Below are 12,083 nucleotides of genomic sequence, written 5' to 3' on the forward strand. Positions count from 1 at the left end.
TGACTTTTAAAAACAAGGTGCGGGTTTATCGTAAAATTTGTTCGATTTCTTTATCAAAAAGGTTTTTGATTAAACCAGAAAACTCTGTAATAAAAACTGATTGCTCTGGCGTGGCATTATGGCTAGCTACACTTGCTAAAATTTCTTCAAGATCATAAACAATAGCGTCGATTTCTCGAATCACTTTATTACGTTGCGCGAAAGATAAATTAGGGTTTTGGCCACAAACCATGATGATTTGTGCAGAGAGTTGATCTTCAAATAATTCCATCACCGTTTGATTATTGATGCTGGTATCTTCTGAAGCTTCAAATAAACCAAGGTGTTCTGTTAAATATTGAATTAAGTGAATATAGCCGTCTTTATCAGTGACCATTAAATGCCCTATTAACGTGGCTTAAGCTGTTAACTATAAGCCACATTGTATAATTATTGAGACAGAGTGAGTACAAACGATACGGGAACAGCTAAGCTTATACTGCTTAATCCAGCTATTTCACGTAATTTGTTAACCCCTTCTACTAAATCGAAATCATTCGCCTGTACAATTACTGGCGCTAAACTGCTTACTACCATTTTGGTATCAGAAAGCTTTGCCACCAATACATCAAACGACATTTGGCGGGTTTTACCATGCAAATCAATAGTGCCATCAATTTGTGTCATTAACGTTGAGCCGACACTCAAATCTGCCAGCAATTTCGGGTTAATCACTGAATTTAATTTCACTTGTGGGTATTTAGCCACTTCGAATAACATGGTTTGCATTCTTTCATCACGTATTTCAATCCCTGTATCTACACTGACTAATTCAATCGTTAAATTGAATGCTCCTTCAGGGGTTAAGCTGCCACTGACCTGTTTAAAGTCATGTACTTCTGCAATGTCGCCTTTTTTAACAGAAATAAAACTGACCTTTGAATGCCCTTGCTTGACCTGCCAGTCTGCGGCGAACGCCGATGCAGATAATAGCGCTGTTGACACTAATGCCACTGGTAACGCTGTTAGCCATTTTTTCATCATTAATCCCTTTTGTGAATAAAAACAGTTAAATTATAGATTAAAATTTATTAACTCGACTGGAATCAGCCAAGCTATTATTTTCTGAACTTATAAACGGCTCAGCCATTTATCTAACGCCTGTGCAAATGCATGTTTATCTGCCTGAGAAAAGCTATTTGGCCCCGTTGTATGGACACCACTGCTGCGAAGCTCTTCCATAAAATCTCGCATAGTTAATCTTTGTTTTATATTGTCAACAGTGTATATATCACCTCTTGGATTAAACACGACTGCGCCTTTGTCTATCGCATCAGCAGCCAAAGGAATATCACCAGTGATCACCAAATCACCCGCGTTAAGCTGCTCAACAATGTAGTTGTCTGCTTCATCAAATCCAGAGCTCACTCTAACAACAGAAATATTAGGTGAAGCAGGTACTCGAATTAACTGATTAGCAACAAGTACGAGAGGAATCGTTTTACGGTCTGCCGCTCTAAATAACATGTCTTTTACTGGGTTTGGGCATGCATCTGCATCAACCCATATTTTATGGCTCATTTTTTCTTCTTTAAAGTAAAGTCTGGCTCATTAATCTGGCTTCCCTAAGAAAATTAAGGCGCTAATCTATCGATATTCCAACCGGATGGTAACTTTTGATATATAAATCGATCATGTAATCGTTTTTCACCGCCTTGCCAAAACTCGATACTTTGCGGCTTAACTCTATAGCCTCCCCAAAACTTGGGAAGTGGCACATCGCCTTTTGCAAACTTGGCTTTCATTTCGTTAAATTTGGTTTCTAATGCTTGGCGTGCACTAATTTTACTTGATTGATTTGATACCCATGCAGCAACTTGGCTATCTTTTGGCCTTGTCATAAAGTACTTAGTCACTTCCATCATCGATAATGGCTCGGCTTCTCCGGTAATAGCCACTTGGCGCTCTAGAGGATGCCATGGGAACAATAAGCTGGTTTTTGCATTATTCGCTAAATGGGTGGCTTTTCGGCTTTCAAGGTTGGTGAAAAATACAAAACCATCATTATCAAATTTTTTTAATAACACAATGCGCTGAAAGGGTTGACCATCAGCATCCACTGTCGCAACACACATCGCAGTGGGATCTGTTAACTCAGCATGTTTAGCCTGCTCAATCCACTTTTCAAATAACACAAGTGGGTTTTCAGGTAAGTCTTTGCGGCGTAATCCACCTTGAGTATACTCTCGGCGGATATCAGTTAAATCATTCATTAATATCCCTCTTTTATTCTCATCATTATACTCAAAGATACTGATATATGATCATTACATACTGGATAAATTCAGGGAAACATTAAGCTCGACGATTCAAGTCATTTCAAAAGGCTTCACTCTGAATATAGCCACAACACGGCGTCTGCATACGACGCTAAATAAGGTTCAACCTCTTAAATATAAAAAAGCCAGCAATAATCGCTGGCTTTAATTTAGCTATAAACCTTGGTGCTACTTTTTCACCAAACCTTTACCTTCAGCCCATACGTGCAGCATTTCTAGTCCCAGTGTTGCGCCTGCTAGTGCGGTAATATCAGCAGAATCATATGCTGGAGCAACTTCGACTACGTCCATTCCGACAATGTTCATGCCACGTAATCCACGAATGATTTTCATTGCTTTATCACTTGTTAGGCCACCACACACTGGCGTACCAGTACCTGGCGCATAAGCAGGGTCTAAACAGTCAATATCAAATGTGACATACAAAGGCATATCACCTACCCGCTGTTTAATTTGCGCGACGATTTGATCTGCAGTTAACTCATTCGCTTGTGCTGCATCAATAACATCAAACAAGTGCTCCGCTTTGTTGTACTCGGTTCTGATCCCCACTTGAATTGAGTTTTCAGGCGCAATCAAGCCTTCATTAGGGGCATGATAAAACATTGTGCCATGATCATACTTACTACCTTGGCTATAGGTATCGGTATGAGCATCAAAATGCAGCAATGCCATTTTTCCGTACTTTTTGTGATGAGCACGTAGCAAAGGCAATGTCACAAAATGGTCACCACCAAAACTTAGTAAGGCTTTGTCACTCTCTAAAATGCGCGTTGCAAATGCTTCTAGACGAGTCGTGAAGTCTTCTTGATCGCCACAATCAAAAACTAAATCACCTGCATCAACGACATTAATGGTTTCGCTAATAGAAAAATCCCAAGGCCAGCGAGTCTCCTCCCAAGCAAGGTTAACAGATGCACGGCGGATGGCATCAGGTCCCATTCTGCCACCAGAGCGGCCTGTCGTTGCCATATCAAAAGGTAAACCGATGACAACAACATCAGCATCGGTTTCTGTTGGTTTAAAATTTAATGGCTGACGTAAATATCCAAATGCATTGGAATACAGTGAATAATCTGCTTTTTCAGCAAAAGTGCTCATATAACTCTCCGTAAAGGCAATAAGCCAATAACTACAAATATTCTGGGATCAGTACTTCATGACAAAGTTGCTGATAATGACTGAAATCAATGTTGTAACCTTGTTCGGTTGCCAAAGAGCAACTGCCTAAACAAAGGTGAGCAGGAAATCCTTGGGTATTCTTAGGTGAATTAAACCCAATCACATCCCAACTGCCAGGGTTCAAAATTGACAGTAAACGAGCATAAATATCGACACTGTGATTGGCCAAATTAACATTGGTTTCAAGGCTTACATAAGAGCTTTTCTCTTGAGGTGTGATATGAATAGTAAAATATTCATTGCCTTTAATGCCGTTAATTGAATAACCAAATGGCTCAAATAAAAAGTCATCAACAGCGAAATCAGGAAACAGCTCAGATAACGCTAATAAATCCCGTATACCTTGTTTACTCTGATTTACGCCACGTAAATAATCCGCAGCCTTACCGTTAATGTGGTACATCAGTAATTCATTGGTTACGTCTGAATCAGGTGCAATAAATGGCCGCTTAGTACTAAACATATAGTGGTGATGCGAATCTAAGTGGCCAATTCGGTATGCATTTCCTGCAATTGTTTTGCGTATTTTTTTCAAGTCATCTTGAAAAGAGCTTGATTGTAAGTGAGACAAATATTCATTTTTACGTTGGTAACTGGCAAATGCAATAGACTCTTCACCAACATGTTCGATGAATGACATCACAGCATCAGCCAGTGTTGTAGTGCCGCAGGTTAACATCACAAAACGGTCTTGCCAGACAAATAAACTAGACTCACTGAGTAAATAGGCATCGCAGTCTTCATTACTGATCGATGACAGAATTTCTGCATTAGCGCAGGCGACAATATCAGCCCAGAATGCTTGTCCAAATTCACGTATATTCAAAGATGAGTCAGCAATAATGACTTCAATCTTTTTCTCTGAACCTTCAAAAAACATATTAAAACCTACAAAAGCAGAGCCGTTTTATCGGCTCTGCGGGTACTCGTATTACGAAAAATCTTCTAAATAGGTATAACCTTTAAGACCTAACTGTAACTCTTCTAGTATTGATGTTCTTTCATCCTCAGCAATATGCTGATTGACCAATTCTTCATAAGTTCGCATAAACGCAACGGCGTCTAAGTTCACATAGCGAAGTACATCAGCAACTGTATCACCAGCAAGAACTGACTCAATATTTGGAATACCGCTTTCTTCAACCCTAACGACAGCAGAGTTGGTATCACCAAATAAATTGTGCATATCACCTAAAATCTCTTGGTAAGCACCAACCATGAAAAAGCCGATCAAATAAGGGCTTTCAGGTGTCCAAGCAGGAACAGGTAACGTAGTCTCAATACCTTGACCGTCTACATATTGATCAACAATACCATCCGAGTCACAGGTAATATCTAACATCACAGCCCGTCTTTCTGGTGGCTTATCAAGCCCGCTCAATGGCAGAACAGGGAATACTTGATCAATCCCCCATGCATCTGGAATAGATTGAAATAAGGAGAAGTTAACAAAGAACTTATCCGCTAACTTTTCATTCAACTCATCAATAATGGGTCTGTGATAACGGTTATTATTACTCAACAAACTCTTAAGAGCATGACAAACACGCAAGTTAGTTTGCTCAGCCCAAGCACGTTGCATTAATGTCAGTTGCCCGACAGAAAATAACGAGTGCGCTTCAGCAATATCGCTTTGAGTATCATGATAAATCTCAATAATAGCCCGATTATCAGGACGCTCACTCATATCAGTCCAAGACATCCACATATTATGAAGTAGCTGCGGCGCATCTTCCTCGGGCGGTTGAATGTCCTCAGGCTTGTATGATTCAGTGCCAATAACGTCAGTGATTAACACCGCGTGATGCGCTGTTAAGTGACGACCTGACTCAGAAATAATACGTGGCATTGGCTGCTCATATTCATTACAAATATCAGTTAACACATTGACGATATTATTGGCGTATTCAGTCAAACCATAATTCATCGAGTTATTACTTTGACTTCGAGTACCGTCATAATCTACAGCTAAGCCGCCGCCCACATCAAAGGTATCGATAAGTGCGCCCATTTTACGCAACTCACAGTAAAAGCGGCCAGCTTCACTTACACCTTGGCGAATATCTCGAATATTGGCGATTTGCGAACCCAAGTGGAAATGAATTAATTGCAGCGAACTCATCATATTGAGCTCTTCTAATTCATTAAGCACCTTAAGCACTTGCGCTGCAGATAAACCAAACTTTGATTTTTCTCCACCGCTGGCTTGCCACTTACCTTTGCCTTGAAAAGCAAGTCTAGTGCGGATACCCAGTCTTGGCGTCACTCCCAAATTTTTAGACTCTTCAAGAATCAACTTAAGCTCAGAGATTTTCTCGATGACGATGTAAACTTTATGGCCAAGCTTTTCACCGATGAGTGCTAAACGCACATACTCTTTATCTTTGTAACCGTTACAAACGATAACTGAGCTGGCTTTTTGCGCCATAGCAAGTACGGCCATTAACTCAGGCTTACTACCTGCTTCCAGCCCTAGTTGTGGCACTTCCTTTGACTTTTGGCTAGCCAAAATCTCTTCAACAACGGTTTGCTGTTGGTTTACTTTAATCGGATACACTAACAAGTAATCATTTTGATACTCGTATTTTTGAATCGCCGCATTAAAGGCATCACATAAGTTTTCAACTCTGCGATGTAAAATTTGTGGGAAACGCACTAAAACCGGTAAAGCAACCCCTGCTTTAACCATATCTTTAGCCAGCTCATTTAATCCGATAGTGCATTCTGGTTTATTCGGATCAGGGGTTACTGTCACCTCGCCACTATCATCAATACCAAAATACTGTTGACTCCAATGTGTTACGTTATAACTTGCACGAGCATTTTCGATAGACCAATCTTTCATATTATCCATTCCGTCTATTCAAGCAGATTATGCAGTTACCGACTGTGCGGACTTCACTGCAGTTTCAACAAAAGCGGGCAAAGCAAAGCTCGCCATGTGTAGAGCTGGCGTATAATACTGAGTGCTAATATTCGCCACTTCAAAACGTTGCTTGAGGCTAGTCAAGTCAAGTTCTCTGGCCGATACATCATCAGTTGCCCAAGCAAACGCCATTGTGCCACCAATATAAGTAGGTACGGCAGCATTGTAAAACCAGCAATCTTTTACATAAGGACTTAACCGCCTTACTGTGTCTTGTAATTCTTCTGGTTGCATAAATGCAACCCCATTTTGAGCAACAAAAATCCCTTTTTCAGTGAGGCATCTTTTACAGTTTTCATAAAATGCAGAGCTAAATAATACTTCGCCAGGGCCAATAGGATCGGTGCAATCAGAAATAATTACATCAAATTGCTGCTGACATTGCTCGATAAAATGCATTCCATCATCAATCACTAACGATACTCGATCGTCATCAAATGCGCCTTGAGAATGTTGTGGGAAATAGGTTTTACACATTTCGACTACGTTAGCATCGATTTCTACCATAGTAACCTGCTCAACGTGTTTATGCTTCAGTACTTGGCGCAGCATACCACCATCGCCGCCACCAATAATCAAAACCTTTTTAGCATCACCATGAGCAATAATAGGCACATGAGTCATCATTTCATGGTAAACAAATTCGTCTTTTTCGGTAGTCTGAATTGCACCGTTTAACGCCATTACACGGCCAAAGTGTTTATTTTCAAAAATACTTAAATGCCACTGTTCCGTTTTCTGTTCAAAAAGAACGTGTTCAACTTCAAAGTATTGGCCATAAGCCGGATGTAATGTTTCGTAATAAATATTTGATTTGTTTAGCATGTATATTGTCCAACGTTGTCGCTAATATCCAGACATTAACAACGTAGATTTAAGTAAAAATAACAATGTCGACTCAATTCAGCCACGGTGGTGATTGAGTCTCTATCCATGAGGTTCGATTCTTTGGTAGCCATAACAGTTAATCCGTCAAGCTAAACCCGACTTTTTCAAACTCTAAAACACTCATTGAGCTCAAACAAAAAAGCGGCGCAATTAAACCCTGCAAACCAGTATAATGCAAGTAAGAAAAACCTATTTTAGTATAAATTTAATTCAATATTTCTATCATCGCTTTGACATATGTTTTTTTGTTAAAAACCAGTCATTTCGCAATCTTTTTCTTTATGAACAACTGCATTTATTTAACGAATTGCACGCCTGTTACTGATTATATTTGTTTAGTTGGCTAACCCAAGTTACATGCCTTGCATATTGAGTATATAATTAGCGTGTTTTTACATTATCTTTAAGTCAAATAGAGTCAACAATGATACAAATCGGAAAGCGTTATTCTTTAGAAGTCGTTAAGCAAGTTAGTTTTGGTGTATATGTAAATGCCCAAGAGTTAGGACAAGTATTACTACCAAACAAATTTGTGCCTAAAGACTGTCAAGTCGGCGACATGGTAGATGTCTTTCTGTATCTAGATTCTGAAGACATTGTTATTGCAACAACCCAGAAACCTTATGCTCAAGTAGGCGAATTTGCTTACCTAGAAGCAATTGCAACAGGACCTTATGGTGCCTTTTTGGATTGGGGACTAGAAAAAGATTTACTTCTGCCTTTTGGTGAACAGCACCGTAGCATAGAAGAAGGTAAATCTTATTTAGTGTATGTCCATGCCAATCATGTTGATGAACGTATTATGGCGTCGTCTAAAGTGGATAAGTTTTTAGATAAAACCCCGGCTGAATACACGGTAGGTCAACAAGTCGACCTTATTATTGGTGGCACCACCGATTTAGGTTTCAAAGCCATCATTAATAACGCTCATTGGGGCGTGTTATTTCAAAATGAAGTATTCCAACGTCTAAGTTTTGGTCAATCTATCAAAGGTTATATCAAACAAGTACGTGCTGATGGCAAAGTTGATTTAATTTTACAGAAAGCTGATAAGCAAAACCTTGATAGAAATGCTGAAACGATTATTAATAAATTGCATCGCGCAGGTGGCTTTTTACCGCTCAATGACAAAACCGATTCAGCGATAATTTATGATCAGATGGCAATGAGTAAAAAAGCATTCAAGCGCAGTATCGGCGGTTTATTCAAAGCGGGCCAAATCAGTATCGAGGATGATGGCATCAGATTGCTCAAATAGTCTGCAACACTGCTGAATTATTTGATAAAAAGCATGGTTCTGTTATAACAAACCATGCTTTTTTATTTGGAGTAATTTATGGAACTTAGCAATCAAGAAGCCCGAGTCATCGGCTGTTTATTAGAAAAAGAAATTACTACCCCAGAACAGTACCCGCTTTCAATCAATAGTTTGACCATGGCATGCAATCAAAAAAGTAGCCGTGAACCTGTAATGAGCTTGTCAGAGCAAGAAACTCAAGACATCATCGATAGCCTCACTAAAAAACGTCTTATCAGTGAACAAACAGGCTTTGGCAGTAGAGTCGTTAAATATAAGCATCGCTTTTGTAATACTGAATTTAGTGACTTACAGTTTTCTGCAGAACAATTAGCTGTCATCATCGTGTTATTGCTACGTGGCCCACAAACGCCAGGGGAGCTCAAAACACGTTGTAATCGACTATTTGATTTTGAGAGCCCACAACAAGTTGAAAGCGCCCTTCACTCTTTAGCCTCACGAGATGAACCTTTAGTTGTGCAACTTCCACGTGAAGCCAATCGCCGAGATAGCCGCTATGCTCAACTCTTCTCTGATAAGCATTATCTAGAGCAAGGGACAACGCAATTTGAAGTCAACACAGCGCCAGCAGCAAAAACGTCTACGAACCAAATACTGCAAGAGCGAGTAACCTCTTTAGAAGAACAGGTCGCCGATTTGACAAAGCGCTTATCCGAACTTGAACAACTACTTGATTAAGCTAATGAGTAAAAAGTACAAAGTAACATTGGCTTAACAATAATTAATCTCTAAAGCATGAGCCATAGCGTATGATGGCTTTTCTTTTATCTCTTTCTCAAGGAAATGTGTAAATGGACTCAACACCCAGTTCATCGTCTTTGCGTCAAACCTGGCTAATTGCCAGTTATGAAGTTAGCAAACGATTTACCAATACCAAAGGTATTGCAGCGCTTATCGCTTTTTCATTACTTTGGACGATAATATTATTATACCCAGTTCAAAGCGCCTCAGTTTATATGCTAGAGCCTGGTTTTAAAGAACTGGTGCAACATATTTATGGCCCAGATGCACTTAATCAATTATTTAGTTGGAAAGTCGCTGAGTTTGCTGTGTTTTGGTGTATTGCCTTATATGTCTTTCCAATGTTCAGTATTTTCATTAGTGCCGATCAATTCAGTTCAGATAAGCAGCGTGGCTCATTCCGTTTTTTAAGTTTACGTGTCAGTCGTGACAGTATCTTCTTTGGCCGATTTCTTGGACAAATGCTAATCCAAAGCTGTTTGCTATTACTTACCATTCTAGCGACGATAGTATTGGTTCTCAGCCGTGATACAGGCTTATTTATGGACGCTTTAGTCAGCGCAGTGTCAGTATTTATCAATGTCTTTATTGCTCTGCTACCCTATACAGCCGTAATGGCCGTTTTGTCTTGGTATGCCAGTAGCGCAAGACAAGCTAGTATCTACGCTATTATTTTAGGTCTTGTCAGCTTTATTCTGATCGCAATTATTAATAGCCAATTACCAGCCTTGTCTTTCTTAAGCTGGGCACTCCCAGGCTCTCAGCTATCTCTCATGATTGATACTCAAGGTTTGCAGTCATTAATGTATGCACCAATTCCTCTTATTCAAGCTGTCGCAATTCTTATTGCTGGGCGTATTTACATGCAACGGAGTGCATTATGAAGCTAATTACATGTGAAGATGTCAGCAAACAATACGGCACAAAAACGGCACTAAACAAGATTAACTTGTCCTTAGACACCGGAGCACCAATTGCGCTAGTCGGCCCGAATGGAGCAGGTAAAACAACGCTATTTAGCTTACTTTGTGGTTACATTCACCCATCTGAAGGCAAGATAACGATTTTAGGTGAAAAACCGGATAGCCCGCAGTTACAAAACCTGGTATCGGCCTTGCCACAAGATGCCGCATTAGACCCGAATTTTACCGTCGTATCGCAACTCACGTTTTTCGCGAAGTTACAGGGATTTACTCGTCAAGACGCCAAGCATGAAGCGTTGAGAGTCTTAGAGCTTGTTGATTTGTCATCTGCCGCTTTAATGCTACCAAAAAGCTTAAGCCATGGTATGAGTAAGCGTGTGTCAATCGCCCAAGCATTAATTGGCTCCCCGAAGTTAGTTTTACTGGATGAGCCTACTGCTGGCTTAGATCCCGCTAATGCCAAAAAATCCGCCAAATCGTTAAGGATTTATCACCTAAAACGACCTTTGTCATCAGTTCTCATAACCTTGAAGAACTTGAAAAATTATGTGATCAAGTGTTGTACCTCGAACAAGGAGAGCTTCAACAATCGGTTTCTATGAAAGCGGATGCAGAAACCGCCTTCTTAACCCTTACGATGCTAAACGCTGACATTGAGCAACTGGCTGATAAGGTCAGAGCGTTACCCAATATTCTTAATGTCAAAATGAATAATGATGAGCAACTTATCATTGAGCATCATATTGATACGAGTTTACGCCTTGAAATGTCACTTTTGGCTCTATTTGTTGACAACAACTGGCAATATAAGGCCATGATGAAAGGAAGAAGCTTAGAGGAAACCTTATTCTCAAGTTAAATTAACTAGTCAGCTTGTTGTTTTTAGAGCCAATAAGCACAATGACTGTTTATGACCATTCATATTTAAAAAGCCTGGTAATCACTACTGGGCTTTTTTGTGTCACCTACACGGCCACACTGGCTAAACACTAATAACGGCCGAAACGCTAATTCTGAAACGCGACTAATAACTGAACTGACAATGACGACAGTACAACAATCAGCAACAAAACTTGCATCATAAGCTCAGCTTTTGGCGGTGTTAGCCAAGTAACATGACCAAAGGCGTTAGCTAACTTAAATACTGGCCATACAAGGCCACATAGACTCATAAACAATGATTACGGCGTATTATAGAATGCGATAGCCTGTGTGTTCTATCAATGCTGCTAAAGACGGATAGGAAGAGTATTAAGGAGTTTATAACAATGCTTTTAAAGTCATCGATAAATTAATAAAAGGTCTAGCGACAAAAAGCCTGATGAAGATGACCCGTTATATTTTTTCAGGCAAAAAAAAACTGCAGTCATAGACTACAGTTTTATTTAATTATACTAGCCGAAGCTAGGAATAATTAAACTACAGTTACGTTCTCAGCTTGTGGGCCTTTTTGACCTTGAGTAACAGTGAACTGAACTTTTTGACCTTCGTCAAGAGTTTTGAAACCGTCTGAGTTGATAGCACGGAAGTGAACGAATACGTCTGGGCCAGACTCTTGCTCGATAAATCCGAAACCTTTGTCAGAGTTGAACCACTTAACAACACCAGTAACTTGAGACATGATATAAATCCTGTATATATAAATTAAAGCCTTAACGGCGGTAGAGCTGAAAATGCCGGTTTTACTTATGTTCACAGGACGAAACTGGTCGTATTGAAACACATAAACTAAGCCCAACCTTCAAGCCCGATAGATTATGAACCTTTTTGCGGGTATGTCAACTAAC

12 protein-coding genes and 1 pseudogene are annotated in these 12,083 nt (G+C 39.8%); 4 read left to right on the top strand and 9 right to left on the bottom strand.

All coding sequences use genetic code 11. The features are described from left to right. Nucleotides 1–25 precede the first annotated feature (25 nt). From ACGEDC_RS20610 to speE, 8 genes are all read right to left on the bottom strand, one after another. Nucleotides 26–376 carry a DUF3802 family protein gene (locus ACGEDC_RS20610; protein WP_055023324.1) on the bottom strand — a complete coding sequence of 117 codons (351 nt, stop codon included), beginning with the start codon at nt 374–376 and terminating at the stop codon, nt 26–28. Nucleotides 377–429: 53 nt separating this feature from the next. Further along, complete coding sequence (locus ACGEDC_RS20615; RefSeq protein WP_080915940.1) at nt 430–1,020, bottom strand: YceI family protein; 591 nt, start codon at nt 1,018–1,020, stop codon at nt 430–432. A gap of 90 nt (nt 1,021–1,110) precedes the next feature. Then, nucleotides 1,111–1,560 carry a YaiI/YqxD family protein gene (locus ACGEDC_RS20620; protein ID WP_055023326.1) on the bottom strand — a complete coding sequence of 150 codons (450 nt, stop codon included), beginning with the start codon at nt 1,558–1,560 and terminating at the stop codon, nt 1,111–1,113. A gap of 53 nt (nt 1,561–1,613) precedes the next feature. Then, nucleotides 1,614–2,252 carry a pyridoxamine 5'-phosphate oxidase gene (gene pdxH, locus ACGEDC_RS20625; RefSeq protein WP_065107867.1) on the bottom strand — a complete coding sequence of 213 codons (639 nt, stop codon included), beginning with the start codon at nt 2,250–2,252 and terminating at the stop codon, nt 1,614–1,616. A gap of 234 nt (nt 2,253–2,486) precedes the next feature. After that, complete coding sequence (speB, locus tag ACGEDC_RS20630; RefSeq protein ID WP_394495493.1) at nt 2,487–3,419, bottom strand: agmatinase; 933 nt, start codon at nt 3,417–3,419, stop codon at nt 2,487–2,489. A 31-nt stretch (nt 3,420–3,450) separates the two neighbouring features. Next, a complete protein-coding gene (locus ACGEDC_RS20635; protein ID WP_055023329.1) occupies nt 3,451–4,380 on the bottom strand; it encodes an adenosylmethionine decarboxylase in 930 nt (309 codons plus the stop codon). A gap of 51 nt (nt 4,381–4,431) precedes the next feature. Then, nucleotides 4,432–6,345, bottom strand: a complete 1,914-nt coding sequence (gene speA, locus ACGEDC_RS20640) for a biosynthetic arginine decarboxylase (RefSeq protein ID WP_055023330.1) — start codon at nt 6,343–6,345, stop codon at nt 4,432–4,434. A gap of 27 nt (nt 6,346–6,372) precedes the next feature. Continuing rightward, on the bottom strand, nt 6,373–7,251 hold the full coding sequence (gene speE, locus ACGEDC_RS20645) for a polyamine aminopropyltransferase (protein WP_394495496.1): 879 nt from the start codon (nt 7,249–7,251) through the stop codon (nt 6,373–6,375). A gap of 487 nt (nt 7,252–7,738) precedes the next feature. Here speE and ACGEDC_RS20650 point away from each other — a divergent pair, with 487 nt between their 5' ends. The 4 genes and pseudogenes from ACGEDC_RS20650 to ACGEDC_RS20665 all read left to right on the top strand — a co-directional run bounded on the left by ACGEDC_RS20650 (nt 7,739) and on the right by ACGEDC_RS20665 (nt 11,155). Further along, on the top strand, nt 7,739–8,572 hold the full coding sequence (locus tag ACGEDC_RS20650) for a CvfB family protein (RefSeq protein WP_065107864.1): 834 nt from the start codon (nt 7,739–7,741) through the stop codon (nt 8,570–8,572). Nucleotides 8,573–8,650: 78 nt separating this feature from the next. Further along, nucleotides 8,651–9,310 (top strand): YceH family protein, encoded by a 660-nt coding sequence (locus ACGEDC_RS20655; RefSeq protein WP_080915942.1) that lies wholly within the window; start codon nt 8,651–8,653, stop codon nt 9,308–9,310. 113 nt (nt 9,311–9,423) lie between these two features. Further along, nucleotides 9,424–10,257 (top strand): ABC transporter permease subunit, encoded by an 834-nt coding sequence (locus ACGEDC_RS20660; protein WP_282166126.1) that lies wholly within the window; start codon nt 9,424–9,426, stop codon nt 10,255–10,257. Then, a pseudogene (locus tag ACGEDC_RS20665) lies at nt 10,254–11,155 on the top strand (ABC transporter ATP-binding protein). The gene ACGEDC_RS20660 and the pseudogene ACGEDC_RS20665 overlap by 4 nt, the downstream one beginning before the upstream one ends. Nucleotides 11,156–11,710: 555 nt before the next feature. Here the strand turns inward: ACGEDC_RS20665 and ACGEDC_RS20670 are convergent. Beyond that, complete coding sequence (locus ACGEDC_RS20670) at nt 11,711–11,917, bottom strand: cold-shock protein (protein ID WP_012155714.1); 207 nt, start codon at nt 11,915–11,917, stop codon at nt 11,711–11,713. Between the last annotated feature and the right edge of the window lie 166 nt (nt 11,918–12,083).

The sequence above is a fragment of the Shewanella sp. ENK2 genome, from assembly GCF_043568515.1.
Lineage (GTDB): Bacteria > Pseudomonadota > Gammaproteobacteria > Enterobacterales > Shewanellaceae > Shewanella > Shewanella japonica.

Bases quoted from the DNA above. Each gene is read 5' to 3' on its own strand.
- ACGEDC_RS20610 (WP_055023324.1), bottom strand. From the start codon at position 376: ATGGTCACTGATAAAGACGGCTATATTCACTTAATTCAATATTTAACA.
- ACGEDC_RS20615 (WP_080915940.1), bottom strand. From the start codon at position 1,020: ATGAAAAAATGGCTAACAGCGTTACCAGTGGCATTAGTGTCAACAGCG.
- ACGEDC_RS20620 (WP_055023326.1), bottom strand. From the start codon at position 1,560: ATGAGCCATAAAATATGGGTTGATGCAGATGCATGCCCAAACCCAGTA.
- pdxH (WP_065107867.1), bottom strand. From the start codon at position 2,252: ATGAATGATTTAACTGATATCCGCCGAGAGTATACTCAAGGTGGATTA.
- speB (WP_394495493.1), bottom strand. From the start codon at position 3,419: ATGAGCACTTTTGCTGAAAAAGCAGATTATTCACTGTATTCCAATGCA.
- ACGEDC_RS20635 (WP_055023329.1), bottom strand. From the start codon at position 4,380: ATGTTTTTTGAAGGTTCAGAGAAAAAGATTGAAGTCATTATTGCTGAC.
- speA (WP_055023330.1), bottom strand. From the start codon at position 6,345: ATGAAAGATTGGTCTATCGAAAATGCTCGTGCAAGTTATAACGTAACA.
- speE (WP_394495496.1), bottom strand. From the start codon at position 7,251: ATGCTAAACAAATCAAATATTTATTACGAAACATTACATCCGGCTTAT.
- ACGEDC_RS20650 (WP_065107864.1), top strand. From the start codon at position 7,739: ATGATACAAATCGGAAAGCGTTATTCTTTAGAAGTCGTTAAGCAAGTT.
- ACGEDC_RS20655 (WP_080915942.1), top strand. From the start codon at position 8,651: ATGGAACTTAGCAATCAAGAAGCCCGAGTCATCGGCTGTTTATTAGAA.
- ACGEDC_RS20660 (WP_282166126.1), top strand. From the start codon at position 9,424: ATGGACTCAACACCCAGTTCATCGTCTTTGCGTCAAACCTGGCTAATT.
- ACGEDC_RS20670 (WP_012155714.1), bottom strand. From the start codon at position 11,917: ATGTCTCAAGTTACTGGTGTTGTTAAGTGGTTCAACTCTGACAAAGGT.